The 25921-nt window shown below is 70.9% G+C and carries 23 protein-coding genes; 12 read left to right on the top strand and 11 right to left on the bottom strand.

What is annotated here, in order from left to right; genetic code table 11:
* Positions 1-77 precede the first annotated feature (77 nt).
* The 4 genes from ACZ69M_RS31910 to ACZ69M_RS31895 are packed head-to-tail and all read right to left on the bottom strand — an operon-like array spanning position 78 to position 3658.
* A complete protein-coding gene (locus ACZ69M_RS31910) occupies positions 78-941 on the bottom strand; it encodes a 1,4-dihydroxy-6-naphthoate synthase (protein WP_470055268.1) in 864 nt (287 codons plus the stop codon).
* Positions 919-1656: a futalosine hydrolase gene (locus ACZ69M_RS31905; RefSeq protein ID WP_470055266.1), complete on the bottom strand. Its 738-nt coding sequence runs from the start codon at positions 1654-1656 to the stop codon at positions 919-921. The genes ACZ69M_RS31910 and ACZ69M_RS31905 overlap by 23 nt, the downstream gene beginning before the upstream one ends.
* A 26-nt stretch (positions 1657-1682) precedes the next feature.
* Positions 1683-2168 (bottom strand): DUF2771 domain-containing protein, encoded by a 486-nt coding sequence (locus tag ACZ69M_RS31900; RefSeq protein WP_382183447.1) that lies wholly within the window; start codon positions 2166-2168, stop codon positions 1683-1685.
* Between the two features lie 59 nt (positions 2169-2227).
* Complete coding sequence (locus tag ACZ69M_RS31895; RefSeq protein WP_470055264.1) at positions 2228-3658, bottom strand: MFS transporter; 1431 nt, start codon at positions 3656-3658, stop codon at positions 2228-2230.
* 476 nt (positions 3659-4134) lie between these two features.
* Here ACZ69M_RS31895 and ACZ69M_RS31890 point away from each other — a divergent pair, with 476 nt between their 5' ends.
* The 4 genes from ACZ69M_RS31890 (at position 4135) to ACZ69M_RS31875 (ending at position 10483) form a co-directional block, all read left to right on the top strand.
* Positions 4135-5061: a DUF3027 domain-containing protein gene (locus ACZ69M_RS31890; RefSeq protein ID WP_470055262.1), complete on the top strand. Its 927-nt coding sequence runs from the start codon at positions 4135-4137 to the stop codon at positions 5059-5061.
* A 309-nt stretch (positions 5062-5370) separates the two neighbouring features.
* Entirely contained in the window at positions 5371-8586 is a 3216-nt protein-coding gene (locus tag ACZ69M_RS31885) for a sacsin N-terminal ATP-binding-like domain-containing protein (protein ID WP_470055260.1), read from the top strand.
* Positions 8587-8824: 238 nt separating this feature from the next.
* Positions 8825-9607 carry a DUF5707 domain-containing protein gene (locus ACZ69M_RS31880; protein ID WP_470055258.1) on the top strand — a complete coding sequence of 261 codons (783 nt, stop codon included), beginning with the start codon at positions 8825-8827 and terminating at the stop codon, positions 9605-9607.
* Positions 9608-9718: 111 nt separating this feature from the next.
* Positions 9719-10483: a calcium-binding protein gene (locus ACZ69M_RS31875; RefSeq protein ID WP_470055256.1), complete on the top strand. Its 765-nt coding sequence runs from the start codon at positions 9719-9721 to the stop codon at positions 10481-10483.
* A 10-nt stretch (positions 10484-10493) separates the two neighbouring features.
* On the opposite strand, the gene ACZ69M_RS31870 is transcribed toward ACZ69M_RS31875, so the two are convergent.
* The gene (locus ACZ69M_RS31870) at positions 10494-12893 is read right to left on the bottom strand and encodes a cation-translocating P-type ATPase (RefSeq protein WP_470055254.1); all 2400 of its coding nucleotides are present in this window, start codon (positions 12891-12893) and stop codon (positions 10494-10496) included.
* Positions 12894-13026: 133 nt separating this feature from the next.
* The gene (locus ACZ69M_RS31865) at positions 13027-13305 is read right to left on the bottom strand and encodes a DUF2530 domain-containing protein (RefSeq protein ID WP_403689396.1); all 279 of its coding nucleotides are present in this window, start codon (positions 13303-13305) and stop codon (positions 13027-13029) included.
* Between the two features lie 322 nt (positions 13306-13627).
* On the opposite strand from ACZ69M_RS31865, the gene ACZ69M_RS31860 reads away from it, so the two are divergent.
* Complete coding sequence (locus ACZ69M_RS31860) at positions 13628-15079, top strand: NCS2 family permease (RefSeq protein WP_470055252.1); 1452 nt, start codon at positions 13628-13630, stop codon at positions 15077-15079.
* A gap of 39 nt (positions 15080-15118) precedes the next feature.
* Here the strand turns inward: ACZ69M_RS31860 and ACZ69M_RS31855 are convergent, their stop codons facing one another.
* Positions 15119-15304 carry a ribbon-helix-helix protein, CopG family gene (locus ACZ69M_RS31855; RefSeq protein ID WP_403689393.1) on the bottom strand — a complete coding sequence of 62 codons (186 nt, stop codon included), beginning with the start codon at positions 15302-15304 and terminating at the stop codon, positions 15119-15121.
* A gap of 143 nt (positions 15305-15447) precedes the next feature.
* Between ACZ69M_RS31855 and ACZ69M_RS31850 the strand changes: the two genes are divergently transcribed.
* The 3 genes from ACZ69M_RS31850 to thpR all read left to right on the top strand — a co-directional run bounded on the left by ACZ69M_RS31850 (position 15448) and on the right by thpR (position 18171).
* Positions 15448-15885: a MarR family winged helix-turn-helix transcriptional regulator gene (locus ACZ69M_RS31850; protein ID WP_054235179.1), complete on the top strand. Its 438-nt coding sequence runs from the start codon at positions 15448-15450 to the stop codon at positions 15883-15885.
* A 344-nt stretch (positions 15886-16229) separates the two neighbouring features.
* Positions 16230-17513 (top strand): MFS transporter, encoded by a 1284-nt coding sequence (locus ACZ69M_RS31845; protein WP_470055249.1) that lies wholly within the window; start codon positions 16230-16232, stop codon positions 17511-17513.
* Between the two features lie 85 nt (positions 17514-17598).
* Complete coding sequence (thpR, locus tag ACZ69M_RS31840) at positions 17599-18171, top strand: RNA 2',3'-cyclic phosphodiesterase (RefSeq protein ID WP_470055247.1); 573 nt, start codon at positions 17599-17601, stop codon at positions 18169-18171.
* Between the two features lie 250 nt (positions 18172-18421).
* On the opposite strand, the gene ACZ69M_RS31835 is transcribed toward thpR, so the two are convergent.
* The gene (locus tag ACZ69M_RS31835) at positions 18422-19414 is read right to left on the bottom strand and encodes an aldo/keto reductase (protein ID WP_470055245.1); all 993 of its coding nucleotides are present in this window, start codon (positions 19412-19414) and stop codon (positions 18422-18424) included.
* Between the two features lie 60 nt (positions 19415-19474).
* Positions 19475-19603, bottom strand: coding sequence for a hypothetical protein (locus ACZ69M_RS31830; RefSeq protein WP_470055243.1), 129 nt, complete (start codon positions 19601-19603; stop codon positions 19475-19477).
* 138 nt (positions 19604-19741) lie between these two features.
* Here ACZ69M_RS31830 and ACZ69M_RS31825 point away from each other — a divergent pair, with 138 nt between their 5' ends.
* Positions 19742-20677, top strand: coding sequence for a MerR family transcriptional regulator (locus ACZ69M_RS31825; protein WP_470055241.1), 936 nt, complete (start codon positions 19742-19744; stop codon positions 20675-20677).
* Between the two features lie 52 nt (positions 20678-20729).
* Positions 20730-21179 carry a nuclear transport factor 2 family protein gene (locus ACZ69M_RS31820; RefSeq protein WP_470055239.1) on the top strand — a complete coding sequence of 150 codons (450 nt, stop codon included), beginning with the start codon at positions 20730-20732 and terminating at the stop codon, positions 21177-21179.
* Here the strand turns inward: ACZ69M_RS31820 and ACZ69M_RS31815 are convergent.
* A complete protein-coding gene (locus tag ACZ69M_RS31815) occupies positions 21167-21841 on the bottom strand; it encodes an SGNH/GDSL hydrolase family protein (RefSeq protein ID WP_470055237.1) in 675 nt (224 codons plus the stop codon). The two genes, ACZ69M_RS31820 and ACZ69M_RS31815, sit on opposite strands and share 13 nt — an antisense overlap.
* A 137-nt stretch (positions 21842-21978) precedes the next feature.
* Between ACZ69M_RS31815 and ACZ69M_RS31810 the strand changes: the two genes are divergently transcribed.
* Together ACZ69M_RS31810 and ACZ69M_RS31805 are read left to right on the top strand one after the other, a co-directional pair.
* Positions 21979-22968, top strand: a complete 990-nt coding sequence (locus ACZ69M_RS31810; RefSeq protein ID WP_470055235.1) for a YncE family protein — start codon at positions 21979-21981, stop codon at positions 22966-22968.
* A gap of 135 nt (positions 22969-23103) precedes the next feature.
* On the top strand, positions 23104-24615 hold the full coding sequence (locus ACZ69M_RS31805; RefSeq protein WP_470055233.1) for a cellulase family glycosylhydrolase: 1512 nt from the start codon (positions 23104-23106) through the stop codon (positions 24613-24615).
* 55 nt (positions 24616-24670) lie between these two features.
* On the opposite strand, the gene serC is transcribed toward ACZ69M_RS31805, so the two are convergent.
* Positions 24671-25789: a phosphoserine transaminase gene (gene serC / locus ACZ69M_RS31800; RefSeq protein WP_470055231.1), complete on the bottom strand. Its 1119-nt coding sequence runs from the start codon at positions 25787-25789 to the stop codon at positions 24671-24673.
* Between the last annotated feature and the right edge of the window lie 132 nt (positions 25790-25921).

Raw genomic sequence — 25921 nt, 5'->3', positions numbered from 1 at the left:
GAAGGAAGCGCCGGAGGCGTGTCCGGGCCGAGGGGCTTGAACTGCCCCCCGGCCCCGTCCATGCCGTCGGCCGGGGATCAGGGGAACGACAGGGCGTCGGGTCCGAGTGCCGGGACCAGTCCTTCGGCGGCGGCGCGGGTGAGCAGACCCCGGATCGCGGCGTAGCCGTCCTCCCCGAGGTCGGCGGTGAACTCGTTGACGTACAGGCCGATGTGCTGGTCGGCGACGGCCGGGTCCATCTCCTGGGCGTGTTCGAGGACGTAGGGGCGGGAGACCTCCGGGTCGTCCCAGGCGGCGCGGACCGAGGCACGGACGGCGTCGGCGAGGCCCTTCAGACGCTCCTCGCCCAGCGCGCGCTTGGCGATGATCGCGCCGAGGGGGATGGGCAGTCCGGTCGTGCGCTCCCAGTGCTCGCCCATGTCCGCGAGCTTGTGCAGCCCGTAGTTCTGGTACGTGAAACGGGCCTCGTGGATGACGAGTCCGGCGTCGACCTTCCCGTCCCGTACCGCCGGCATGATCTCGTGGAAGGGCATGACGACGATCTCGCCGACCCCGCCGGGAACGGTGTCCGCGGCCCAGAGACGGAAGAGCAGGTAGGCGGTCGACCGCTCGCTCGGCACGGCGACCGTGCGCCCGGTCAGGTCCGCGTCCGGCTCACGGGTGAGGACCAGGGGCCCGCAGCCCCGGCCCAGCGCGCCCCCGCACGGCAGCAGCGCGTACTCGTCGAGGACGTACGGCAGGACGGCGTACGACACCTTCAGCACGTCGAACTCGCCGCGCTCGGCCATGCCGTTGGTGATGTCGATGTCCGCGAAGGTCACGTCGAGCGCGGGCGCGCCCGGGACGCGGCCGTGGGCCCAGGCGTCGAAGACGAAGGTGTCGTTCGGGCAGGGCGAGTACGCGATCTGCAGCGTCTTCTCAGGGCTGGTGGTCTGGGTCATGTGGGTTCCAACTCTCCAGGACGGGCGCGAGCTTCCCGAACGCCTCGGTGAGGGCCGCGAGAGCCTCCCCGATGCGCCAGGCGGCGCGGTCGCGCGGCCCGACGGGGTTGGAGACCGCGCGCATCTCCAGTACGGGCACACCGTGCGCGGCGGCCGCCTCGGCGACGCCGAAGCCCTCCATGGCCTCGGCGAGGGCGCGCGGGTGGCGGGCCCGCAGCTCGGCGGCGCGCGCGGCGCTGCCCGTCACGGTGGACACGGTCAGTACGGTTCCGGCGCGTCCACCCGTGGCCGACACGACTTCTCGTACGAGTGATGGTGGAGGACGGTGGCTGACGGTCCCGAACCCGAGCTCGGTGACCGGCAGGAACCCGTCCCCGGTCTCGGCGCCGAGGTCCGCCACGGTGATCTCGTCGGCGACGACGAGAGATCCCACCGGAGCCTCCGGCTGAAAACCGCCCCCGATCCCGGTGGAGACGACGAGGTCGTAGGGGGCGCCGTCCAGGGCGGCCGCGGTGAGGGCGCCCGCGGTGGACGCGGCGGCCGGAGCGGGCCCCACCCCGGCGGCCAGCAGATCGAGGCTCACGCGGGCGGACGTGCTGTCGCCGGCGGCCGGTGACAGCCGCTCCAGGGTCGCCCCGGGCAGCCGCAGCGAACGGCCGGTGGCAGTGAACGCCCCGGCCACCGCGTCCCTCTCCACGGGAACGGCGGTGGCCACCAGCACCTTCAGCCCAGCGGCAGCGATCAGGCGTCCTTCTTGAACTTGAAGGTCCACAGACCGGTCACCGTCTTGTCGCCCTCCTTGATGGAGACCAGCGTGGAGTTGCCGCTCGCGCCGTACTGCGCGTTGAAGAACACGCTGCCCGGGATCGTGCGGTACGTCTTCTTGCTGGAGTCGGTCAGCGGCTGACCGTTCATCAGGATCGTCCAGCCGTTGTCGGCGATCTTCGGGTCCACACCGAACCGGACGGTCTCGTCGGGGTCGACCTTGATGGACTTGATGTCCGTGCCCTTGAGGCACTTGGCCAGGTCCGCGGCCTTCACCTCCTTGCCGTCGTTGTAGCAGTCGGTCTCGGAGCTGACGGAGTTCTTGCCGACCGTGATGGTGGCCAGCGGCGTCGGCTTGTCACAGGCGGACAGGACGAGAAGTCCGGCGGAAACGGCGCCGAGAGCGGCAACGGCGCGACGGCGATGTCCATTGGCGGCTCTGCCGCGGGGCAGGGAGGTCATGGCCGAAGGCTATCGGGCACGTCCACCGCTCTCCCCACGTGGGGTACGGCGTGCCGCCGTCAGGCCACGCGTGAGCGCGCCTGGCCCCCGCGCCGCGCCGCGCCGAGCAGCCCCCGCGTGGTGGTCAGCCATCCGACGGCGACGATCGCGGCGGCCACCGACAGGCCGAGCGTGCCGTTGAGGGGCAGCACGATGCCGATCGCGCCGCCGAACACCCAGGCCACCTGCAACAGCGTCTCCGAGCGCGCGAACGCCGACGTACGGACGAGTTCTGGCACGTCCCGCTGGATCAGCGCGTCCAGAGAGAGCTTGGCGAGCGCCTGCGAGAACCCCGCGACCGCCGTCAGACAGGCCACCAGGAAGGCCCCGAAGAAGAGGGCGGCGGTGATCGCGGCGCCCAGCACACACGCGACGACCGTCACGATGATGATCTCCGGGGCGCGCGATTTCAGCCAGGCCCCGACCGCCGTGCCGAGCGCGTTGCCCGCGCCCGCCGAGACGCCCACTATCCCGAGCGAGACGGCCGCGCTCTCGCCGGTGAGCGGGTGCTCGCGGAGCAGGAAGGCGAGGAAGAAGATCAGGAAGCCGGAGAGGCAGCGCAGGGCCGCGTTGGCGCCGAGGGCGTGGGTGACGGCCGTGCCGACGGTGCGCAGTCCCGGCCGCCGCAGCTTGTCCTTGATGAGCTGCGGTCCGTGCAGATGCTCCTCGTCCGCGACCAGCAGCGCCCGGTCCTCGCCCTTGGCCGAGTCGACCTTGGGCGGCAGCGTGAACGACAGGAACGTGCCCGCGATGAAGATGACGAAGGCGCCGTAGAGCGGATAACGCGGGCCGAGGGCCTGCAACCCCGCCCCGATCGGCGCGGCGATGCCGGTGGCCAGGAGTCCGCCCAGGGTGACCCGGGAGTTCGCCTTCACCAGGGAGAACCGGGGTGGCAACAGCCGTGGCACCACGGCGCTTCGTACGACCCCGTACGACCTGGACGCGACCAGCACGCCCAGCGCGGCGGGATACAGCTCCAGGCTGCCGGTCACGACCGCGCCCGACAGCAGCAGCGCGAGCAGGGCCCGGGCGAACATCGCGCCGGCCATCGCGGCCCGGCGGCCGTGCGGCAGACGGTCCAGAAGCGGGCCGATCACCGGGGCGAGGACGGTGAAGGGCGCCATGGTGATGGCGAGGTAGAGAGCGACGCGCCCCCGTGCCTCGTCGGTGGGCACCGAGAAGAAGACGGTGGAGGCGAGCGCGACGGTGATCATGACATCGCCGGCGCCGTTCACCGCGTGCAGCTCGATCAGTTTCCCGAGGCCGGATTCGCCCGCCCCGTGGGCGTGCGTCGCCTTGCGGATCCCGCGCGCCGTTCCGGTCACCGGGAAATGCAGGGCACGGCCCATCGCGCGGACGGAACCGGTCATCCGGCCCGATCCGCCACTTCTGGTGCCTCCCTTGGCAGCGCCGACACCGGCGGCTCCTTGGGGCGACCTCGCGGCTGCCACTCCGCAATAGTGCCCCGAGAACTGCGTACGTAGTGGGGTTACCGCGCGTATGGCGGCCGAGTGGGCTGGTGACGGGCCGTATGCGGGGCGCGTGTCGGGGTGCCGAACCGGACCGGGGCGGGGGCGAGGAGCGTTTTCCGGCCGACCGCGACGGTTGTGCGAGGTTCTTTTCGATCCGTACGAGAGGGCGTGTGGGGTGCGAAAACACTGCCTCGGAGCGGTCCGGAAACCTGGCGCGGAGTGCGGAAGCGCCCCGCCGGTGTGGGCCCAGGGCTCAGGAGAAGGTAGCGTGCGTAGCGCGCCTGCGGCGGTTGTTCTCGGCCGCGCGCCTCTCGGTCATCCCGCAGAATGGATGACGTAGGTGCGCCCGAGTGCGATCGGGCGTGGACGTCGACGCGGCCCACCGGTCCGCTCCGTCCGCACTCCCGCCGAGGAATGGCGCACCCGTGAGACGGCGTAGGAGAGAAGCGATACCTGTGAGCGCAGCGACAACGCGAAGCCGCACCCCCGACCGCCTGTGCGCCGAGGCCGTCGACCTCGCGCGCACCGCCGCCGAGGAGGCCGCCGCCCCCGGCGTAGTCGGCGAGCACGTGGGACTGGTCTCCGAGGGGGACCGCGTTGTCACGCACTACTTCGAGTGCAAGGAGTTCGGGTACCGCGGCTGGCGCTGGGCCGTCACCGTCGCCCGTGCCTCCCGCGCGAAGGCCGTCACGCTCGACGAGACGGTGCTGCTGCCCGGCCCCGACTCCCTGCTCGCCCCCGAGTGGGTGCCGTGGAGCGAGCGGCTGCGTCCCGGGGACATGGGCCCGGGCGACCTGCTGCCCACGGACGCCGAGGATCTGCGTCTGGAGCCCGGTTTCTCCGGCGAGGACGAGCCCGCGCCGAACTCCGCGGTCTCCCAGGACATGGCGGAACTGGTCGAGGCGGAGGACGCCGAGGTCACCGCCGGTACCCCCGCGCACCTGCCGTTCGCCCCGCGCCGCGGCTCGATCGCGGCCGTCGCGGAGGAACTCGGCCTGCGCCGGGCGCGTGTCCTCTCCCGTTACGGCCTGCATGTCGCGGCCGACCGCTGGGAGGAGTCGTACGGCCCCAAGACGGCGATGGCCCAGGCCGCCCCGGCGTCCTGCGTCAGCTGTGGCTTCCTGAACCCCATCGGGGGCTCGCTCGGGCAGGCGTTCGGTGTCTGTGCGAACGAGTTCTCTCCGGCGGACGGGCGTGTCGTCTCGCTCTCCTACGGCTGTGGCGGCCACTCCGAGGCCGCGGTCATGCCCAAAACTCCCCGCCCGGCCCCTCCGGTCATCGACGAGACCCAGGTCGACCCCTTCCCCCTGCGCCCGTCCCCGGACTCCGGTTCGGTCTCCCTCACCCCCGACGAAACCGCAGCCGAACTGGGCCACTCGTAGGGTCCCTCGCCCCCGCCGCCCCTACCCGTCCCCTCCTCACTCGGGGGCTCCGCCCCCAAACCCCCGATCGGCCTGAAGGATGCGCGCAGCGCCCCGTCAGGGGCGCGGGGAACTGCGCGACCAGCCCCCACCGGCCCGCAGACACAGGGGATCTGTGGGTGGGGACTGCGGGGCGTAGCCCCGGTTCAGGACCGCCGGCGGCTCGCACGCACCGTGGGCCGGGCCGGAACCCCTTCCGCCGCGCGGTACCTTCGTGCCGCGGCCGGGCCCAGCGCTCGCGATCGCGCGAAGCGAGAGGGAGAGTGAACCGTGAGCAAGTTCGTGCGGCCGGCAGCCGAGGGCGCGGACCCGTTCGGCACGGCCCGCCTGCGCCGCGGCGTGCAGGACGCCTGGGCCACCAGCCCGGCCCGGTTCCGCGAGGACGCCAACGCCGAGGAGGACCTCGTCCTCGGCGGCTACCGGGACCGGCTCGTCGTGGAGCTCGCCCAGAACGCCGCCGACGCGGCAGCCCGCGCCGGCGTCCCCGGCCGTCTCCGCCTCACCCTCCGCGACGGAGTGCTCCTCGCGGCCAACACCGGCGCCCCCCTCGACGCGGCCGGCGTCGAATCGCTCGCCACCCTCCGCGCCTCCGCGAAGCGGGACGCGCACGACACCGCCGTCGGCCGCTTCGGCGTCGGCTTCGCGGCCGTCCTCGCGGTGACCGACGAGCCCGCGGTGGTCGGCCGGCACGGCGGCGTGCGCTGGTCCCTCGCCGAGGCCCGCGAACTGGCGGCGGACACCGCCCGCCACAGCCCGGGCCTCGGGGACGAGATCCGTCGGCGCGACGGCCATGTGCCGCTGCTGCGGCTGCCGTTCGCGGCCGAGGGCACCGCCCCGGAACCGTACGACACCGTAGTGATCCTCCCGCTGCGCGACCCCGCCGCCGAGGGCCTCGCCGAGCGCCTCCTGCAGAACATCGACGACGCCCTCCTGCTCGCCCTCCCGGGCCTGGAGGAAGTGATCGTCGAGGTCGGGGAGGGCGACGAGGACGTACGCACGCTGCGGCGCCGCGGCGACGAGCACGGCGTCACCATCGAGGACTCCCGCCACGGCAGCACGCCCTACCGCACCGTCTCCCACCACGGCCCCCTCGACCCCGTCCTGCTCGCCGACCGCCCGGTGGAGGAGCGCCTGCGCCCCCACTGGTCGGTGACCTGGGCCGTCCCGGTGGACGAGGACGGCACGCCCGCCCGGCCCCGTACCAGCCCCGTCGTGCACGCGCCCACCCCCAGCGACGAACCCCTCGGCGTGCCGGCCCTCCTCATCGCCTCCCTCCCGCTCGACACCACCCGGCGCCATGCCGCGCCCGGCCCGCTCACCGAGTTCCTGGTGGAGCGCGCCGCGGACGCCTACGCCGAACTCCTCGCCGCCTGGCGCCCCGTGGACACCGGGATCATCGACCTCGTGCCCGGCCCCCTCGGCAAGGGCGAGCTGGACGGCACCCTGCGCCAGGCGATCCTGGACCGGCTGCCGCGTACCGCCTTCCTGCCGCCCGCCGTCCCGCAGGCCAAGGACCAGGACACTCCGGTGGACTGGCCCGAGGGCGAGAGCGACGCGACCGGGGCCGGGATCGGTCTCGCGGAGATCGCGGAGAACCCGGACGCCCTGCGGCCGCGCGACGCCGAGGTCGTCGAGGGCGCCGGTGCCGACACCGTCCGCGTCCTCGCCGAGGTGATCCCCAGCCTGCTGCCCGCCGGTCTGGAACGCCGGGTGGAGCTGCGGACGCTGGGTGTCGCCCGCGTCCCGCTCACCGAGGCCGTGGACCGGCTGGCCGGCCTGGAGAAGGACCCGGGCTGGTGGCGGCGGCTGTACGACAGCCTCGCCGGCGTCGACCCGGACCGGCTCTCCGGCCTGCCCGTACCGCTCGCCGACGGCCGTACGACCATCGGCCCCCGCCAGATCCTGCTGCCGCTCCCCGAAGGGCCCACTCCGGACGACACCTGGGCCGCCACCTCCGACGCCCTCGCCCGCCTCGGCCTCAAGGTCGCCCACCCGGACGCCGCCCACCCTCTCCTGGAGAAGCTGGGCGCCCTCCCGGCCACCCCCCGCGCCGTCCTCACCACCCCGCAGGTGCGTGCCGCCGTCGCCGCCTCCCTCGACGACGAGGGCGCGGCCTGGGACCAGGAGACCCCGGACACCGAGGAGCTGGCGGACCTCGTCCTCGCCCTCGTCCGTGACGCCGGCCTCGAACCCGGCGACGAACCCTGGCTGGGCGCTCTCGCCCTGCCCGACGAGGAGGGCGAACTCCTCCCCGCGGGCGAACTCGTGCTGCCCGGCAGCTCCTTCGCGCAGGTCATGCGCGAGGACGAACTCGCCTTCGTCGACGGCGAGCTGGCCGACCGCTGGGGCGAACAGCCGCTGGCGGCCTGTGGTGTGCTCGCCAACTTCACCCTCGTCCGCGCCACCGACGTCGTCCTCGACCCGGACGAACTGGAGCCTCGCGACTCGGACTTCGCCGAACCCGACGACGCGGGTCTGCTGGACGCCGTCGACGTGTGGTGCGAGGACGTCCTCGACCGGCTGCCCGACGCACCGGTGCCGCCGGTCGCGACGGAGATCGTCGCCGTACGGGACCTGGACCTGGTCGACGACGACCGCTGGCCGCAGGCACTCGCCCTGCTCTCCCGGCCGCCCCTGCGGGACGCGCTCACCCAGCCGGTGCGGATCCTCCTCCCGGACGGCACGCACGAGATCGTCCGGCCGTACACGGCGTGGTGGCTGCGCGACCACCCCGTCCTCGACGGCCGCCGCCCGGCCGGTCTGCGGGCGGAGGGCGGCGACCCCCTCCTGCACGGCCTGTACGACGCCGCCGACGCCACCGGTTTCGACGACGAGCAGGTCCTGCGGGCGCTGGGCGTACGCACGTCCGTGGCCGCCCTCCTGGGCGAGCCCGGTGGCGCCGCCGAACTCCTCGACCGGCTCGCCGACCCCGACCGCGAGGTCTCCGGAGCGCAACTGCACGCTCTCTACGGGGCCTTGGCCGACCTCGATCCCGAACAGGTGACCCTGCCGGACGAGTTGCGGGCCGTGGTGGACGGCGAGGTGGCCGTGGTGGACGCCGCCGACGCCGTGGTCGTCGACTCGCCCGACCTGCTGCCCTTCACCGGCGGCATGCCGCTGCTCCCCGTACGGCCCGCGCGCGCCGCCGATCTCGCCGAGCTGTTCCAGGTGCGGCGGCTCAGCGAGTCGGTGACCGGCGAGGTGACCTCGGAGGGCACCGAGCACGACGTACCGGAGTCCGTGCGGGTCCTGCTGGGCCCCTCGACCCCCACCTCGTACGTCGAACACGAGGAACTCGTCGTCGACGGCACCGAATTGGACTGGCGCCGCACGCGGGACGGGGTGCTGCACGCCGCCACCCTGGAGGGCGTGGCGGCCGGCCTCGCCTGGGCGGCCGGACAGTGGCCGCGCCGCTTCGAGGTCGCGGCCCTGCTGGAGGACCCGTCCCGCACGGAGGAACTGGCCCGGGACCGCTGGTTCGACTGAGCTCGGGCAGGGGCCCGTCGGAGGGTGTGCGCGGTCGTCCGCGTCCCCTCCGGCGGGCTCGCACTGTGACCTTCGTCATACCCGCACAAAGGTTCCACGGGCCGTACAACCATTCGCTCGCCTCGCGAATCTGATCACCCGAGTCAACAGACTCCACGATCACTTGGGCCCCAAGGGAAGACGAGCCGTGAGGAACGACCACTCACCACCGGGGCCCCTTTCTCCACTTGGGGATCGCATGCGCATCCGCGCCACTGTGGCCGCCGTCTCCGGCGCCCTGGCCCTCTCCGCCTTCGTCGTACCGGCCGCCCACGCCGACGACGTCCATGGCGACACCAAGATCTCCAACGTCGTCGTCAACGGCGGCAAGGGGGTCGTCTTCGGCACGACCACGAAGAAGACCTTCACGGTCACCTTCACGGCCACTGACAACTCCGGCATCAAGATGGCGCTCGCGGTGCTGTACCACGGCGCGAACATCGACGACTCCGACAACGGCGCCGTTCCGAACGAGAACGGCGGCGCGAAGGCCACCTGCACCGCGGTCAGCAGCACGACCTCGAACTGCAAGGAGACCTTCACGATCCAGGCCAACGAGCAGCTGCTCAACGCGCACGCGGGCACCTGGAAGGTCTGGGCGATCGCGCAGGCCAAGGACAACAACTACGTCCAGAAGGACAACGCCAAGAGCTTCTACGTCCAGCGCGCCTCCAAGCTGACGGTCAACGCGGCTCCGGAGCCGGTGAAGAAGGGCAAGACCATCACGGTCACCGGTGCCCTGACCCGCGCCGACTGGCAGACCGGCAAGTACACGGGCTACACGGGCCAGCCGGTGAAGCTGCAGTTCAAGAAGAAGGGCGCCGGCGCCTACACCACGGTCAAGACGATCAAGACGACCTCGGGTGGCGCGCTGAAGACGACGGCCACGGCGTCCGTCGACGGCACCTTCCGCTACTCCTTCGCGGGCACCACGACGACCCCGGCCGTCAGCGCCACGGGCGACTACGTCGACGTGCAGTAGTCACCACCAGCTGCTTCGTGCTTCTCCCCGCGTCCCATCCAGGGGCGCGGGTTCGTCGTTTGGCACCTCGCCCGGTTCGTCAGCGGGCACCTCAACCCATGGGGGGAATCCATGCGCAAGCGCACCACCACCGTCGCCCTGCTCGCGTCCTTCGCCGCAGCCGGAGCCGCTCTGGCGCCCGCGGCCTTCGCGGACGGCAGCCAGGGGGACACGAAGATCACCAAGGTCGTCGTGAACGGCGGCAAGGACGTCGTCATCGGCGCGGCGACCGTCAAGAAGTTCACGGTCGCTGTCACCGCCACCGACGACAAGGGCATCAAAGGCGCCGACATCACCCTCAACGGCCCCGGCTACGGCATCCTCACCACGTCCTCGGTGAAGTGCGTCGCCGCGAGCGCCACGACGTCGACCTGCTCCACCAGCTTCACCGTCGACCCGCGGGTGTACGACGTCACGAGCGACCAGGCGGGCACCTGGTACGTGGACGCCTGGGTCGACGCCAACGGCGACGACTCCAACTTCATCTGGAAGGAGAAGGCGGGCAGCTTCAAGCTCCAGCGCCTCTCCAAGCTGACGGTCAACGCGGCCCCGGAGCCGGTGAAGAAGGGCAGGACCATCACGGTCACCGGTGCCCTGACGCGCGCGAGCTGGGAGTACGGGAAGTACGTCGGCTACACGGGTCAGTCGGTGAAGCTGCAGTTCAAGAAGAAGGGCGCCGGCGCCTACACCACGGTCAAGACGATCAGGACGACCAGCGGCGGCGCCCTGAAGACGACGGTCAAGGCGTCCGTCGACGGCACCTACCGCTACGCCTTCGCCGGCACCACGACCACCCCGGCGGTCAACGCCACCGGTGACTACATAGACGTGCGCTGACCCACTCGGGCTACGCCGGGAAGCGGCGGTCCACCCATTTCCACAGGAACTCCAGGGTGGCCGCCGCCACCACCGAGATGCCCACCGCGATCCACGGCATCTGCACGCCCACCAGCTTCAGGGCGAAGAAGTGCTGGAGCCACGGCACGATCAGCACGACGAGGAACGCCAGGCCCATCGAGGCCACCAGGGCGACGCGCCACCAGGTGTACGGGCGGGCGATGATCGCCAGCACCCACATCGAGATCAGGAACAGTGTCAGCGTGGCGGCGCTGGTCTGCGCGTCCAGCTCGCCAGGACCGGTGTAGTGGTGACGGGCCACCAGATACGTGATGAAGGTGGCGACGGCCGCGACGACGCCGCCGGGGATCGAGTACCGCATGACCCGCCGGACGAAGTGCGGTCTCGCCCGCTCCGTGTTGGGCGCGAGCGCGAGGAAGAACGCCGGGATGCCGATGGTCAGCGTGGACAGCAGGGTCAGGTGCCGGGGCAGGAAGGGGTATTCGACCCGCCAGCACACCACCAGGATGGCCAGCAGCACCGAGTAGACCGTCTTCACCAGGAAGAGGGACGCGACGCGGGTGATGTTGCCGATGACCCGGCGGCCCTCCGCGACCACCGAGGGCAGCGTCGAGAAGCTGTTGTTGAGCAGCACGATCTGGGCCACCGCCCGGGTCGCCTCCGAGCCCGAGCCCATGGACACGCCGATGTCGGCGTCCTTCAGGGCGAGCACGTCGTTCACGCCGTCGCCCGTCATCGCCACCGTGTGGCCGCGTGACTGGAGCGCGCCCACCATGTCCCGCTTCTGCTGCGGGGTGACCCGTCCGAACACCGTGCCCTTGTCCAGCGACTTCGCCATCTCCTCCTTCTCGTCGGGAAGGTGGCGCGCGTCCACGACAGTGCCGCTCAGGCCGAGCTTCCCGGCCACCGCGCCCACCGATACCGCGTTGTCGCCGGAGATGACCTTCGCCTTGACGTCCTGCTCGGCGAAGTAGCGCAGGGTGTCCGCCGCGTCCGGGCGCAGCCGCTGCTCCAGGACCACCAGGGCGGTGGGGCGGGCGCCCTCCGTCACCTTGGGGTCGTCGAGGTCCTTCGAGGCCTTGGCGAGCAGCAGCACCCGCAGCCCGTCCTCGTTCAGCCGGGCGGTCTCGGCGAGCGCCGGATCCCCGTCGGGCAGCAGGACGTCGGGGGCGCCGAGCAGCCACGTACTCGACTCGCCGTTGCCCTCGCTGAAGGACGCCCCGCTGTACTTGCGGGCCGAGGAGAAGGGCAGCGACTCGGTGCAGCGCCAGTCCTCGGTGTCCGGGTAGGAGTTGATGATCGCCTGGAGGGAGGCGTTCGGGCGCGGGTCGGACTCGCCGAGCGCCCCGAGGGCCTTGCGTATGTACGTCTCGTCGGCGCCCTGGACGGGCCGCAGCTCGGTGACGTCCATGCCGCCCTCGGTGAGGGTGCCGGTCTTGTCGAGGCAGACGGTGTCGATGCGGGCGAGGCCCTCGATGGCGGGAAGTTCCTGCACGAGGCACTGTTTCCGGCCAAGCCGGATGACGCCGATCGCGAAGGCCACGGAGGTGAGCAGGACCAGGCCCTCGGGGACCATCGGGACGATCCCGCCGACCGTACGGGCGATGGAGTCCTTGAAGCCGTGCTGCTTGACCACGAGCTGGCTGATGACCAGACCGATCGCGGTCGGGATCATCATCCACGTCACGTACTTGAGGATCGTGGAGATACCGCTGCGCAGCTCGGAGTGGACCAGTGTGAACCGGGACGCCTCCTCGGCGAGCTGCGCCGCGTACGCCTCCCGGCCCACCTTCGTCGCGGTGAACGCGCCGCCGCCCGCGACCACGAAGCTGCCCGACATGACCTCGTCGCCCGCGTGCTTGACCACCGGGTCCGCCTCACCGGTGAGCAGTGACTCGTCGATCTCCAGACCGTCCGCCTCGACGCACGAGCCGTCCACGACGATCTTGTCCCCCGGCCCGATCTCGATCACGTCGTCCAGCACGATCTCCGACGTACCGACCTCGCCCGCGACCCCGTCCCTGCGGACCGTCGGCTTCGCCTCGCCGATCACCGCGAGGGAGTCCAGGGTCTTCTTGGCCCGCCACTCCTGGATGATGCCGATCCCGGTGTTGGCGATGATCACGTACCCGAACAGGCTGTCCTGGAACGGCGCCACGAACAGCATGATCAGCCAGAGCACACCGATGATCGCGTTGAACCGGGTGAAGACGTTGGCGCGGACGATCTCGCCCATGGAGCGGCTGCTGCGCACGGGGACGTCGTTCACCTCGCCGCGGGCGACCCGTTCGGCCACTTCGGCGGCGGACAGCCCCGGGGCCCGCTTGGGGGCGGGCAGGGGCACGGGGTGAACAGGGTCGAGTTCGGCGCCCGCGTCGATGTGCGTCATGCATTCGACGGTACGTGTGGAAATACGGCTTCACCCGCCGAGTGCCCCAAAGATCCGACCAGGGGAGGACCGGGGTGGCGGCGCATGATGCCGTGGTTGTAGGGGGAGCTGGTTACTCCGCAGCAGCGGCCGGTTACTCGGTAGTGGCGGAGGGCTGTTGCTCCGCTTCAGTGGCGGCCCTCTTGAGGGCGGCGTCGCGCCCACGCACGTACCAGATGCCGATCAGGCCGAGGCCCGCGCCGGCCAGGCAGGTCCACAGCCACCACAGGTGCCCGTGGTCGTCGAACCAGCCGTAGAACGGCAGCTGCACCACGAAGAGGACGAACCAGAGGATCGTGCCGCCGGTGATGGTGGCGACGACGGGGCCCTCCAGGGGCTCCGGCGCCTCGTGCTTGGGGGTCCACTTCGCCATGGACACAGCTTACGAGGCCGTTCGCCCCGGCTCCGCCGGACCCGTGCGGGCCCTTGTATACCAACGGTCTACGCGCGGAGATAGCGATTTCAGACTCATATGTTCATACTGAAACGGTCCGAGTCTGGCTCTTTCTGTTCGTACGAAACTCCAACAGAAACATCTGGGAAACCTGTTGGTGATCGCGCGGCGGCCAGACTCGATCATGTTTCCCCCCAGCCCGGCGCCTTCCCCCAAGTTCTCGGCTTCGCTCGAGCAGGGGGTACCCCCATCGCCCGGCGCCAGTCCTGGCCCGCAAGGCCCCGCACGTATGAGGTCACCCATGTCCACCTCGGCCACCACCAAGGCCCCCGCCCCGGACCAGCCGGGGTCCGGCCCCGCGCAGGGTGCGCTGGACCGCTACTTCAAGATCTCCGAGCGCGGCAGCTCCCTGCCCCGCGAGATCCGCGGCGGTTTCGCCACCTTCTTCGCGATGGCCTACATCATCGTGCTGAACCCGATCATCCTGGGCAGCGCGAAGGACATGTACGGGCACCACCTGGACAACGGCCAGCTGGTCACCGCGACCGCCCTGACCGCGGCCTTCACCACGCTGCTCATGGGCGTCATCGGCAACGTGCCGATCGCGCTGGCGGCGGGCCTCGGCGTGAACACGGTCGTCGCCCTCCAGCTCGCCCCGCGGATGTCCTGGCCGGACGCCATGGGCATGGTCGTCCTCGCGGGCTTCATCGTGATGCTCCTTGTCGCGACCGGTCTGCGCGAGCGCGTCATGAACGCCGTGCCGCTGGGCCTGCGCAAGGGCATCTCGATCGGTATCGGCCTGTTCATCATGCTGATCGGCCTGGTCGACTCCGGTTTCGTCTCGCGCATCCCGGACATCGCCCAGACCACCGTTCCGCTCCAGCTCGGCGCCGACGGTCACCTCAACGGCTGGCCCGTCCTGATCTTCATCCTCGGCACGCTGCTCACGCTCGCGCTGATCGTGCGCAAGGTGCCCGGCGCCATCCTCATCTCGATCGTGAGCATGACGGTCCTCGCCTTGATCATCAACGCCGTCGCGAAGGTCCCGTCCTGGGGTCTGACCACCCCGAAGTGGCCCGGCAACCCGGTCGCCACCCCGGACTTCGGTCTCGTCGGCAAGGTCAGCCTCTTCGGCGGCTTCGGCAAGGTCGGCGTGCTGACCGGCGTCCTCTTCGTCTTCACCGTGCTGCTGTCGTGCTTCTTCGACGCGATGGGCACGATCATGGGCATCGGCGACGAGGCCAAGCTGACGGACGCGCGGGGCAACATGCCCGGCATCAACAAGGTCCTCTTCGTCGACGGCATCGCGGTCGCCGCGGGCGGCGCCACCTCCTCCTCGGCCACCACCTGCTTCGTGGAGTCCACGGCGGGCGTCGGCGAGGGCGCGCGCACCGGCTTCGCGAACGTCGTCACCGGCGCGCTCTTCGCCGTGGCCCTCTTCCTGACCCCCATCGCCACGATGGTCCCGTCCCAGGCCGCGACCCCCGCCCTGCTCGCGGTCGGCTTCCTGATCCTCTCCGGCTCGGTCAAGGAGATCGACTGGGCGGACTACACGATCGCCATGCCCGCCTTCGTGACCATGGTGATGATGCCGTTCACCTACTCGATCACGAACGGCATCGGCATGGGCTTCATCACCTTCGTGGTGCTGCGCCTGGCCGCCGGCCGCGCGCGGGAGATCCCGGTCGCGATGTACGTCGTCTCGGCGGTGTTCGCCTTCTACTACCTGATGCCGGCCCTGGGCCTGACGTAAGCGGTCCCCGGGGGGTCACGCGAGCGGCCCCACGGGGTCTCACGTGACCCCGCCGTAGAACTTCTCCGTCTCCTCGACCGCGGTCTGGAACCGCTCGTCGAAGTCATCGCGAATGAGCGTCCGGACGACATAGTCCTGGACGCTCATTCCGCGTTTGGCGGCATGGTGTCGGAGCCGGTCGAGCAGCTCCCCGTCTATCCGCAGGCTGAGCACGCTGGTCCCCATGCAGTCGAGGGTCGCGGGAGCAGGAGGGACGAGGGGTCACTTTCTGGAGGCGACTCACTCATATGGGTGACGTAAAGGTTCAGTGGCCCGTGTCACGGGCATCCTGTGGCTCTTTAGAGAGGGTAATGAGTTACCCTAAAGACATGGCTGACCTCACCCATGGCGACGACGCTGCCGCCGTGAACGCCCTGCGCTCCGCAGTAATGCGGCTGTCGCGTCGACTCAAGCACCAGCGGGTCGACGAGTCGCTGAGCCCGACCGAGATGTCGGTGCTCGGCACCCTCGCCCGCTGTGGCACCGCCACACCCGGCGAGCTCGCCCGTAAGGAGCATGTGCAGCCACCGTCGATGACCCGCATCGTCGCGTTGCTGGAAGCCAAGGGCCTGGTCAGGCTGGAGCCGCACCCCGAGGACCGGCGCCAGAAGGTCGTCACCCAGACCGACAAGGCCGAGGCGATGCTCGAGGAGAGCCGCCGCAAGCGCAACGCGTTCCTTGCCGGACTGGTCGAGGCCCTCGACGAGGACGAGTGGGCGAAGGTCCGCGAGGCCGCGCCCGTCCTCGAAAAGCTCGCGCAACTGTGACAGGGGCGCACACCCGGCCCGGGCCCGCACGCGACAGGCGCGACTTCGGCGCGGGCGCCGCGCGGCGGTCGCAGCCGCGCACGGCGGACCGCCGGATGTGCGCCGGCCACGGTGCCCCGTGCACCGCCAGGGGCACGCCGTGACGGCCGTGCGCACTGCCCCGCACGCCCCGCCGTGCCCGAACCTCACCGTGACAGACGCGGCCGCGCCCGCGTGCAATGACGTCCCACGCTAGGAGGCGAATCCCTTTGAGTACGGGATCCGGAATACCTTCCGCCCCCGGACCAGCCACCCCCGACTCCCCGCCCGTCCCCGAGAATTCCTCCCGTTCCCCCCGCTCCTCGATGTTCAGCTCGCTGAGGATCAGGAACTACCGGCTGTTCTTCCTCGGCCAGGTCGTCTCCAACACCGGCACCTGGATGCAGCGCATCGCGCAGGACTGGCTGGTCCTGAGCCTCACCGGCTCCTCCGCCGCCGTCGGCATCACCACCGCGCTGCAGTTCCTGCCGATGCTGCTCTTCGGGCTGTACGGCGGCGTCCTCGTCGACCGCCTCCCCAAGCGCCCCACCCTGCTGGCCACCCAGACCGCCATGGGCGTCACCGGCCTCGCGCTCGCCTTCCTGACCCTCTCCGGCCACGTCCAGGTCTGGCACGTCTACCTGGCGGCCTTCGCCGTCGGCCTCGCCACGGTCGTCGACAACCCCGCCCGCCAGTCCTTCGTCTCCGAGATGGTCGGCCCGGGCCAGCTGCAGAACGCCGTCAGCCTCAACTCCGCCAACTTCCAGTCCGCCCGCCTGGTCGGCCCCGCCGTCGCGGGCGTCCTGATCACCGGCGTGGGCACGGGCTGGGCGTTCCTCTTCAACGGCCTGTCCTTCGTGGCCCCCATCGTCGGCCTGCTCCTGATGCGCGCCCGCGACCTGCACTCGGTCGAGCGGGCGCCGCGCGGCAAGGGCCAGCTCCGCGAGGGCCTGCGCTATGTCGCCGGCCACCCCGAGCTGATCTGGCCGATCGTCCTCGTCGGCTTCATCGGCACGTTCGGCTTCAACTTCCCGGTCTGGCTCTCGGCGTACGCGGACGACATCTTCCACGCGGGCGCCGGCGGGTACAGCCTCTTCAACACGCTGATGGCGGTCGGCTCGGTGGCCGGCGCGCTGCTCGCCGCCCGCCGCGGCACCGCGAGACTGCGCATCCTGATCGCGGCGGCCATGGCCTTCGGCATCCTGGAAGTGGTGGCGGCCCTGGCCCCGTCCTTCTGGCTCTTCGCCCTCCTCATGGTCCCCATCGGGATCTTCGGTCTCACCGTCAACGTCACGGCGAACACCGCGGTCCAGATGGGCACCGACCCGGCCATGCGCGGCCGGGTGATGGCGTTGTTCATGATGGTCTTCATGGGCGGTACGCCCCTGGGGGCGCCCCTGGTCGGCTGGGTCACCGACGCCTACGGCGCCCGGGTCGGCTTCGCCCTCGGCGGCCTGGTCTCGGCCGTCGCCGCGACCACCGTCGGCCTGGTCCTGGCCCGTGTCGGCGGCCTGCGCCTGTCGGTGGGCTGGCACCACGGCCACCCGCAGGTCGGCTTCGTACCCAGGGAACCGGGGGAGCAGAAGGAGCGGCTGGCCACGTCGGTGTGACGCCGGCCGCCGTACGGTTGCCCGGCCGTACGGCGGCACGGCGCGAGGGTGGCCCGCTGATCCATTCCCTGGAAGGGTGCCGTGCATGAGACTCTTTGCGGCCGTGCTGCCACCTCAGGCAGCGGTGCGTGAACTCGGCACGCTGGTGGACAAGTTGCACCGTCTGCCGGGCGCGGACGGACTGCGCTGGACGGGCCGCCCCGGCTGGCACTTCACCCTCGCCTTCTACGGCGAGGTGGCGGAAGAGCTCGTCCAGCCCCTGTCGGACCGCCTGGCCCGCGCGGCCCACCGCACCCCCTCCTTCCCCCTCGCCCTCCACGGCGGCGGCCACTTCGGGGGCCGGGCGCTGTGGACCGGGGTGTCGGGAGACGTCCCCACGATGCGGCTGCTGGCCGACCGGGCGGAGGCGGCTGCGCGGAAGGCGGGCGTCGGGACCGGCGAGCACCGTCGCTACCGCCCGCACCTGACGCTGGCCCGCAGCCGCGACACCGCGGACTTCGCCCCGTACGTGGCCGTCCTGGACGCCTTCGCCGGGCGGGACTGGACGGTCCGGGAGCTGTGTCTCGTACGCAGCAATCTGCCGATGTCAGGAGTGTCGGGGGAGCAGCCGCGCTACGAGACGGTGGGGCGCTGGCCGCTGGACGGGGCAGGCGGCTGAAGGCCGTCGGGGGCGGCCGGTTAACCTCGATGGCGTGAACCCGAAGACCCGAAACCAAATCATGGCCGGTGTGCTCGTGCTGATGTTCGTCGTGGTGGCGCTGGCGGCGGCCGTCAAGTAGGGCCGGCCGGGCCACTTCGCCGGTCGGCCGGAACACGGCGCCGCTTGTCCGCCCGCGGGCAGGCCGTGGCCGGTCGCGCGGTTCCGCACGCCCCTTGAGGGGCGCCCGGGCGGGCGCCCCTGGGGAGCGTTACCAGGCGAAGGCCTCCGGGGACGGGCCCGGACCCGGGAAGATCTCGTCCAGGCCGGTCAGCAGCTCGTCCGACAGCTCCAGCTCGACCGCGCGCAGGGCCGAGTCGAGCTGTGCGGCGGTACGGGGGCCGACGATGGGGCCGGTGACGCCGGGACGGGTCAGCAGCCATGCCAGGGCGGCCTCGCCGGGCTCGATCCCGTGCTTGTCGAGCAGATCCTCGTACGACTGGACCTGCGCGCGGATGGCCGTGTTCGCGAGGGAGTCGGCAGCCCGCCCGCTCGCCCTGCGCCCGCCCTCGACCTCCTTCTTGATGACGCCGCCGAGCAGTCCGCCCTGCAACGGCGACCAGGGGATGACCCCGAGGCCGTACTCCTGCGCGGCCGGGATGACCTCCATCTCGGCGCGCCGCTCGGCGAGGTTGTAGAGGCACTGCTCGCTGACGAGACCGATGGTGCCGTGGCGCCGGGCGGCGATCTCGTTGGCCTGGGCGATCTTGTACCCGGGGAAGTTGCTGGACCCCACGTAGAGGATCTTGCCCTGCTGCACCAGTACGTCGACGGCCTGCCAGATCTCCTCGAAGGGAGTGCGGCGGTCGATGTGGTGGAACTGGTAGACGTCGATGTAGTCGGTCTGCAGCCGCTTGAGGGAGGCGTCCACGGCCCGTCGGATGTTGAGAGCCGACAGCTTGTCGTGGTTGGGCCAGGCGTCGCCGTCGGCGGCCATGTTCCCGTACACCTTGGTGGCGAGCACGACCTTGTCGCGCCGCTCACCGCCCTTCGCGAACCAGTTCCCGATGATCTCTTCCGTACGGCCCTTGTTCTCGCCCCAGCCGTACACGTTCGCGGTGTCGAAGTAGTTGATTCCTGCGTCCAGCGCCGCGTCCATGATGGCGTGGCTGTCGGCTTCGTCGGTCTGCGGACCGAAGTTCATGGTGCCGAGGACGAGTCGGCTGACCTTGAGTCCCGTGCGTCCGAGCTGCGTGTACTTCATGACTCCCTAGCCAACGACGTGGAGTGCGCTCTAGGCAAGGGAGGCGTGCGGAGCGGGGGCTCAGTCGCGGGGGAACTCGTCGGTTTTGAGGGTGAGGCCGACCACGGTGGTGGCGAGATCGACGGAGACGTCCAGAGTCAGTTCGCCACTTTCCTCGGCCATCTCGATCCTGTCTTCAAGGAAGGTCATCGTGGCGTTCCTCCCCGGCTGCCCCACGAACGAGTACAGCCGCGCGGTACAACGATACGCACGGTGACCCGGTTAGGCAGGGATCAGTTCCCGGCGGTCACTTGAGTCTCCCGTAGGGGGAGGCGGCAGGGTGGGGGCATGGACGGCGGCATGAACGACCCCCTCGGTCCGCTCTGCTCGATCGGCGAGCTGGCGCGGCGGACCGGGCTGACGGTCAAGGCGATTCGGTTCTACTCCGATCGGGGCATCGTGCCGCCGACCGGCCGCAGTCCGGCCGGCTACCGCCTCTACGGCGCCGACGCCCTCGCGCGTCTGGATCTCGTGCGGACCCTGCGTGAACTGGGAGTAGGACTTCCGGACATCCGGAAGGTCGTGGCACGCGAGCTCTCGCTCTCCGAGGTCGCGGCAGCGCACGCGGACGCGCTCGCCGTGCAGATCCGCACCTTGCGGCTGCGGCACGCGGTGCTGACGGCGGTGGCCCAGCGCGATTCCGACCCCGAGGAGATGGATCTCATGCACCGGTTGGCGAGGCTCTCCGAGGACGAACGCCGACGTCTGATCGACGACTTCCTCGACTCCGTCTTCGCGGGGCCGGCCGGCTTCGGCGCGTTCGTCGGGATCCGGCGCTCGTTCACCCCCGAACTGCCCGACAATCCCGAACCCGAACAGATCGCGGCCTGGGCGGAGTTGGCCGAACTGTCCCAGGACGGGGAGTTCCGGGCCCTCGTGCGGCGGTTGGTCGAACATGTGCAGACGGAGCTGGCGGGAGCCCGGGGCGGCGGGCCCCGCCCCGGGCTGGTCCCGGCCGTTCGTGAGCTGGTCGGCCCGGCTCTCGCGGCGGGGATCGAGCCGGGAGACGGCGCCGCCGCGCCGGTCGTCGAGGCGCTCCTCGCTCACGACGTACACGTCCTGCCCCGGCTCGAAGCCGTCAACGACCCGCGCAGGGAGCGGTACGCGGAGCTGCTCGCCGTCATCAACGGCTGGCCGGCACCGGAGAGTTCGGCGCCCGTGCTGGACTGGGCCGTCGAGGCGCTGCGCGTCCGGGTGTCCGTGGGCGGTGCCGGGTGTCCTTGACGTCCCCTCACGTCCTTGACCTCAATCGTGGTTCAGGTAACAGGGTGGGGTGATGACTGCTGAGACCGTTCACTCCGATCACCTCGCCATCGCCACGCTCGTCAGCCGGTTCTTCCGGTCCCTGGATGCGGGGAAGATCGATGCGGCATGGGCGCGGGAGTACTTCACGGAAGACGTGCGAGAGCGGACCCCCATCGGTGACAGCGAAGGGCGGGACGCCGTGCTGCGGCATACCGTCGAGGCGCTCGGGCGGTTCGCCCGTACGCAGCACATGGCGACGGACGTGGTCGGCGAGGTGGCCGAGGACGGGGCCGCGGCCGCCGTGTCCTGGAACGCGTTGATGACGCACGTACACCACGACGGCACTGCCTTCACCGTGGGCGGTCACTGCCGGGCCGAGCTGCGGCGCACGCCCGACGGCTGGCGCTTCCGCGACACGGCCGTCGAGGTGATCTGGACGCAGGGAAGGCCACCGGCCGGCGTCGGCGGTCAGGCCGAGTAGGGCTCGCCCAGGTCCCAGGCCTGGTACATCGCCTCCGCGAAGGCCGCCGCGATCTTGTGCTCGCCGGCCGCGTTGGGATGCGTGCCGTCGTACGTGTCGTGGTGGATGTCGTAGCCGGGGGGCGGGGAGGCGAGGAGGACGGGGGAGCGGGGTTCGTCCAGGTCGGCCACCGCCTTCGCCAGGAGTTCGTTGAAGGCGGCGACCTCGGCGGCGAAGGGCGCGTCGGACTCCGCGCGGACGTTCGGTATCACCGGGAGGAGGACCAGGTGGATGCGCGGGTTCGCCGCACGGGCCTCGGCGACGAAGGCGCGGACGTTCGCGGCCGTCTGCACGGCGTTCGTGTAGAAGCCCAGGTCGATCAGGCCGAGGGAGACCAGGAGCACGTCCGCGCGCTGGGTGCGGACCGCCTCACCGATCAGGGGCACCATGTGCTGCCAGCCCTCGCCCCAGCCCGCGAGGTGGGCGCGCGGGAAGTCCGGGTCCGCGTACTCGTGGGAGTCGGGGGACTCCGTCGCCTTGTCGTACAGCGTCTCGCGCGGTCCGACGATACGGAACGGGCCCCCGTACGTCGCGCGCAGGTGCTGCCACATTCGGTAACGCCATGTGTGTTCGCCCGCGCTTCCGATCGTCATGGAGTCGCCGACGGGCATGAACCTGAGCATCCGCTCATCATGGATGATCGGGCGGGCGATCAGTAAGGGCCGTGTGGGGTGCGAGGTGTGAGGATGGACACGCCGGGGGCGGCGGCTCCCCGCGGGCTCACCGGGTCCCGGCGGCTCCGGGATGGCAGGCTTGGGCCATGCGCCGATCGCCCTCGTTCCTCGCCGGAGCCGCCTCCGCGGCAGCCGTTCTCGCCCTCGCGCTGCCGGCACCGGCCCTCGCCGCCGACGGGGACGGGGGGTTCACGATCAAGGATCCCCGGATCACCGAGTCGAGCGGGCTCGCCGCCTCGCATCTGCACCCCGGCATCTACTGGACCCACAACGACAGCGACGACGGTCCCTACCTCTACGCCGTCGACAGCAGGACCGGCGAGACCGTCGCCACCATCACCCTGCGCGGCGTGGGCACGCCGCGCGATGTCGAGGCCATCTCCCTCGGGCCCGACGGCGACCTCTACGTCGGCGACATCGGCGACAACCTCGGCGGCAAGTGGTCCTACGTGTGGATCTACAAGCTGCCCGAGCCGAAGGTGCTCAAGGACCAGACGATCCGGGCCACGCAGTACGTCGTGAAGTACGCGGACGGGCCCCGCAACGCCGAGGCGCTGATGGTCCATCCGAAGACCGGACGGGTCTACATCGCCGACAAGAACGAGGACGGCGGCCACCTGTACGAGGGTCCGGCCCGGCTCTCCACGTCGGGCACCAACATCTTCCGGCCCGTCGCCACCATCGACCTCTGGGTCACCGACGGCGCCTTCTCGCCCGACGGCGAACAGCTCGTCGTGCGCGGGTACTTCGGCGGGATCGCATACGCCTGGAACGACGGGAAGCTCAAGCGCCAGGGGCGGTTGAACGTGCCGCTCCAGCGGCAGGGCGAGTCGGTCACGTACACCCCCGACGGGTCCCAGCTCATGTACGGCAGCGAGGGCAAGGACAGTCCGGTCCAGCCCGGCTCGGTTCCCGGGGGCGGGTCCGGTTCCAAGTCGCCTTCGGGGGACGGGGGATCGGCGGCCGGTGGGAGCGACGGGGCCGGCGGCCTGAGCTCCGGTGCCAAGGGGGCACTCGCCCTCGCCGCGGTTCTGGCGGCGGGGTTCGGGCTGAAGAGGTTGCTGCGCAAGTCGTAGTCGCCCCATGGATGGCGCTGGATTCGGCCCAGGTTCTTGACGTGCTCATGAACCATCCGTTCCATGGAGGGTACGCGGCGCATGGGAGCGCTCCCATCCGTTCCGGCGCCGCGCCTCCCCGAGAGGAACCCGCACATGTTCCGCAGTTTGCGAAGAGCGCTGTGTGCCGTGGCCGCCGGGCTTCTGCTGCCGCTCGCGGCCGTACACGGGGCGCACGCCGTCACCGCGGCGGCGCCGGGCGCCGGGTACTGGCACACCAGCGGCCGTCAGATCCTCGACGCGGCAGGTCAGCCCGTACGGATCGCCGGAGTCAACTGGTTCGGCTTCGAGACCGGGAACTACGTCGTGCACGGCCTCTGGTCGCGCGACTACAAGAGCATGATCGACCAGATGAAGTCGCTGGGCTACAACACCGTTCGGCTCCCCTACAGCGACGACCTGTTCAAGGGCGGCGGCGCCGTCCCCAGCAGCATCGACTTCTCCAGCGGCAAGAACGCCGACCTGCAAGGGCTGAACTCGCTCCAGGTCATGGACAAGATCGTGGCCTACGCCGGTCAGGACGGCCTGAAGGTCATTCTCGACCGGCACCGGCCGGACGCGGGCGGGCAGTCGGCGCTCTGGTACACCTCGGCGGTTCCCGAGTCGACGTGGATCGCCGACCTGAAGGCCCTGGCGGCGCGGTACGCGGGCCGGGACACCGTCATCGGCATCGACCTGCACAACGAGCCCCACGATCCGGCCTGCTGGGGCTGCGGGGACACGGCGACGGACTGGCGGCTGGCGGCGCAGCGGGCCGGGAACGCCGTGCTGTCCGTCAACCCGGACCTGCTGATCTTCGTGGAGGGCGTGCAGACGTACGCGGGTGTCTCCGGGTGGTGGGGCGGCAATCTGATGGGCGCCGGCCAGTATCCGGTGCAGCTGAGCGTCGCCGGCCGGGTCGTGTACTCCGCGCACGACTACGCGACGAGCGTCGCCCAGCAGAGCTGGTTCAGCGACCCGTCCTTCCCCGACAACATGCCGGGCGTGTGGGACAAGTACTGGGGTTATCTGTTCAAGCAGAACATCGCCCCGGTGTGGGTGGGCGAGTTCGGGACCACGCTCCAGTCGACCGTGGACCAGAAGTGGCTGGCCGCGCTCGTCTCCTACATGCGGCCGACGGCCACCTACGGCGCCGACAGCATCTCCTGGACCTTCTGGTCGTGGAACCCCAACTCCGGTGACACGGGCGGGATCCTGAAGGACGACTGGGTGACCGTGGACACGGTGAAGGACGGGTATCTGGCGAGCGTGAAGGCGCCCGGGTTTCCGGGCAGTGGCGGGGGCGGCGGGGGCGGTGGCGGCAGTACGGCTGCCTGTGCCGCCGCCTACACCGTCAGCAGTGACTGGGGCAGTGGCTTCAACGCCGACGTGAAGGTGACCAACACGGGGACGACCGCTCTCAAGTCCTGGAAGGTGAGCTGGACCTGGGGCGGGGCGCAGCGGGTCACCACCATGTGGAACGCGAGCTACACGCAGGTCGGGGCGAGCGTCACCGCGTCGAACGCCGATCACAACGGGGCCGTCCCGGTGGGCGGTTCGGTGAGCTTCGGGTTCGGGGGAGCGCCTGGCGGTGGGGGTGTGCCGGCGGTCACGTGCGTGGCCGCATGAGAAAAGGGCGCCCGGTGCTCGTCCGTGCACCGGGCGCCCTTCCTCGCCGTAGCTGTTACAGCTTTTCGATCACGTAGTCGACGCACTTCGTCAGCGCCTCGACGTCCGCCGGGGCGATCGCCGGGAACATCGCGATACGGAGCTGGTTGCGGCCGAGCTTGCGGTAGGGCTCGGTGTCGACGATGCCGTTGGCACGCAGGACCTTGGCGACGGCGGCGGCATCGATCTCGTCGGCGAAGTCGATCGTGCCGATGACCTGCGAGCGCTTGGCGGGGTCGGCGACGAACGGGGTCGCGTACTTGCTCTCCTCGGCCCAGGTGTAGAGGCGGGTCGAGGAGTCCTTCGTACGGCCCGTGGACCATTCAAGACCGCCCTGGCCGTTGATCCACTCCAGCTGCTCGTTGAGCAGGAACAGGGTGACGAGGGCCGGGGTGTTGTACGTCTGGTTCTTGCGGGAGTTGTCGATCGCCGTGGGGAGCGAGAAGAACTCCGGCACGTGACGCCCGCTCGCGTGGATGCGTTCGGCGCGCTCGATGGCGGCGGGGGAGAAGACGCCGATCCACAGGCCGCCGTCGGAGGCGAAGGACTTCTGCGGGGCGAAGTAGTAGACGTCCGTCTCGGTGATGTCGACCGGGAGGCCGCCGGCGCCGGAGGTGGCGTCCACCAGAACGAGCGAACCCTCGTCGGCGCCGTTGACGCGCTTGAGGGGGGCGGCGACGCCGGTGGAGGTCTCGTTGTGGGTGTAGGCGTAGACGTCCACGCCCGCCTCGGCCGCCGGCTCGGGGTGCGTGCCCGGGTCGGAGGAGATGACGGTGGGCTCGGCGAGCCACGGGGCGAGCTTGGCGGCCTTCGCGAACTTGGAGCTGAACTCACCGAAGGTGAGGTGCTGGGACTTGTTGTCGATCAGGCCGTGGGTCGCGACGTCCCAGAAGGCGGTGGAGCCGCCGTTGCCGAGGACGACCTCGTAGCCGTCGGGGAGCGAGAACAGGTCACGCACACCCTCGCGGACCTTGCCGACCAGGTTCTTCACCGGGGCCTGGCGGTGGGAGGTGCCGAGCAGGGAGGTACCGGTCGCGGCCAGCGCGTCCAGCGCCTCCGTCCGCACCTTGGAGGGGCCCGCGCCGAAACGTCCGTCGGCGGGCTTGATGTCAGCGGGGATCTGGATATCAGCCACGGTGGGAGCGTATCCGTTATGCGAAACGCGGTGGAAACGTCGTCCGGCCGGTGAGACGGGCCGACGGCCGTGTTTCCTCGCCCCGCCGCCCCTGCCCGACCCATCCCCGGGTGGGTTCTTCGGCTGCGGGCC

This window comes from Streptomyces sp. NPDC107454 (assembly GCF_055582885.1).
The sequence above is the reverse complement of the archived record's forward strand: the minus strand, read 5'-3'. Positions and strand labels throughout refer to the sequence as shown.

Excerpts from the sequence above, each read along its gene's own strand:
- ACZ69M_RS31850 (WP_054235179.1), top strand. The coding sequence starts at position 15,448 with ATGGCTGACCTCACCCATGGCGACGACGCTGCCGCCGTGAACGCCCTG.
- ACZ69M_RS31870 (WP_470055254.1), bottom strand. The coding sequence starts at position 12,893 with ATGACGCACATCGACGCGGGCGCCGAACTCGACCCTGTTCACCCCGTG.
- ACZ69M_RS31805 (WP_470055233.1), top strand. The coding sequence starts at position 23,104 with ATGTTCCGCAGTTTGCGAAGAGCGCTGTGTGCCGTGGCCGCCGGGCTT.
- ACZ69M_RS31835 (WP_470055245.1), bottom strand. The coding sequence starts at position 19,414 with ATGAAGTACACGCAGCTCGGACGCACGGGACTCAAGGTCAGCCGACTC.
- ACZ69M_RS31875 (WP_470055256.1), top strand. The coding sequence starts at position 9,719 with ATGCGCAAGCGCACCACCACCGTCGCCCTGCTCGCGTCCTTCGCCGCA.
- ACZ69M_RS31860 (WP_470055252.1), top strand. The coding sequence starts at position 13,628 with ATGTCCACCTCGGCCACCACCAAGGCCCCCGCCCCGGACCAGCCGGGG.
- ACZ69M_RS31845 (WP_470055249.1), top strand. The coding sequence starts at position 16,230 with ATGTTCAGCTCGCTGAGGATCAGGAACTACCGGCTGTTCTTCCTCGGC.
- ACZ69M_RS31855 (WP_403689393.1), bottom strand. The coding sequence starts at position 15,304 with ATGGGGACCAGCGTGCTCAGCCTGCGGATAGACGGGGAGCTGCTCGAC.
- ACZ69M_RS31880 (WP_470055258.1), top strand. The coding sequence starts at position 8,825 with ATGCGCATCCGCGCCACTGTGGCCGCCGTCTCCGGCGCCCTGGCCCTC.
- ACZ69M_RS31825 (WP_470055241.1), top strand. The coding sequence starts at position 19,742 with ATGGACGGCGGCATGAACGACCCCCTCGGTCCGCTCTGCTCGATCGGC.
- ACZ69M_RS31820 (WP_470055239.1), top strand. The coding sequence starts at position 20,730 with ATGACTGCTGAGACCGTTCACTCCGATCACCTCGCCATCGCCACGCTC.
- ACZ69M_RS31815 (WP_470055237.1), bottom strand. The coding sequence starts at position 21,841 with ATGCTCAGGTTCATGCCCGTCGGCGACTCCATGACGATCGGAAGCGCG.
- ACZ69M_RS31910 (WP_470055268.1), bottom strand. The coding sequence starts at position 941 with ATGACCCAGACCACCAGCCCTGAGAAGACGCTGCAGATCGCGTACTCG.
- thpR (WP_470055247.1), top strand. The coding sequence starts at position 17,599 with ATGAGACTCTTTGCGGCCGTGCTGCCACCTCAGGCAGCGGTGCGTGAA.
- ACZ69M_RS31810 (WP_470055235.1), top strand. The coding sequence starts at position 21,979 with ATGCGCCGATCGCCCTCGTTCCTCGCCGGAGCCGCCTCCGCGGCAGCC.
- ACZ69M_RS31900 (WP_382183447.1), bottom strand. The coding sequence starts at position 2,168 with ATGACCTCCCTGCCCCGCGGCAGAGCCGCCAATGGACATCGCCGTCGC.
- ACZ69M_RS31865 (WP_403689396.1), bottom strand. The coding sequence starts at position 13,305 with ATGGCGAAGTGGACCCCCAAGCACGAGGCGCCGGAGCCCCTGGAGGGC.
- ACZ69M_RS31830 (WP_470055243.1), bottom strand. The coding sequence starts at position 19,603 with ATGACCTTCCTTGAAGACAGGATCGAGATGGCCGAGGAAAGTGGCGAA.